This is a genomic window from Rhizobacter sp. P3_B12 (assembly GCF_056402895.1).
The window spans coordinates 1-1,103 of record NZ_JBFUGN010001444.1; the positions used below are offsets into that span (position 1 = coordinate 1).

General features: G+C 67.6%; 2 protein-coding genes. Both read right to left on the minus strand.

Features of this window, described 5'->3' with window-relative positions; all coding sequences use genetic code 11:
• A partial coding sequence (locus tag AC1D01_RS35940; protein WP_477874481.1) for an ABC transporter permease occupies positions 1–413 on the minus strand: 413 nt, incomplete at its 3' end.
• Positions 410–1,103, minus strand: a 694-nt coding sequence (locus tag AC1D01_RS35945) for an ABC transporter permease (RefSeq protein WP_477874483.1), incomplete at its 5' end; no start/stop codon positions are given. The genes AC1D01_RS35940 and AC1D01_RS35945, both read right to left, overlap by 4 nt.

Genomic DNA, 1,103 nt, shown 5'->3' on the forward strand with positions numbered 1-1,103 from the left:
GCGAAGAACAGGTAGGTGCTGACGCCGACCACGACGATCGGCACCACCATCGGCGCGATCAGCAGGCTCATCAGCAGGCCCTTGAACGGGAAGTCGGTGCGCGCCAGGCCCACCGCGGCCAGCGTGCCCAGCACGGTGGCGATGACGGTGGCGGCCGGCGCGACGATGAAGCTGTTCTTCGCGGCGCGCGCCCATTCGGGCGACGTGAAGAGGTTCTGGTACCACTTCAGCGACCAGCCCGGGATCGGGTAGGCCAGGAAGGAGCTGTCGCTGAACGACAGCGGCATGATCACCAGGATCGGCAGCAGCAGGAAGGCCAGCACGCCGACGCAGCCGATGCGCACGGCCCACCAGCCGGCCTTGTCGAGCGGTGTTGCGTAGGCCGGGAACACCGGCAGGGCAGGCAGCTTCATCCGAGGCTCAGTTCAGACTTGACGATGCGACGGTACACGGCATAGAGAACCAGCGTCGCCGACAGCAGCAATGCCCCCAGCCCGCAGGCCATGCCCCAGTTGATGTTCACGTTGGTGTACTGCGCGATGTAGTAGCTCAGCATCTGGTCGTCCGCGCCGCCCAGCAGCGCCGGCGTCACGTAGTAGCCGATGGCCAGGATGAACACCAGCAGCGCACCGGCGCCGATGCCCGGGAAGGTCTGCGGCACGTAGACGCGGAAGAAGGCGGCCAGCGGCGGGCTGCCCAGCGACACCGCCGCGCGCACGTAGGTCGGCGGCACGCTCTTCATCACGCTGTACAGCGGCAGGATCATGAAGGGCAGCAGGATGTGCGTCATCGCGATGACCACGCCCAGCCGGTTGAACAGCAGCGGCAGCGGCTCGTCGACCAGGCCCAGGCCCATCAGGCTGCGGTTCACCAGCCCTTGCGATTGCAGCAGCACGATCCAGGCGGCCACGCGCACCAGGATCGAGGTCCAGAACGGCACAAGCACCAGGATCATCAGCACGTTGGCCTGGCGCACCGGCAGCGTCGACAGCCACCACGCGAGCGGGTAGCCGAGCAGCAGGCAGCACAGCGTGACGACCGCGCTGATCGCGAAGGTGCGACCGAGGATGCGCGCGAAGGCGCGCTGGTCCTCGGGCATGCGC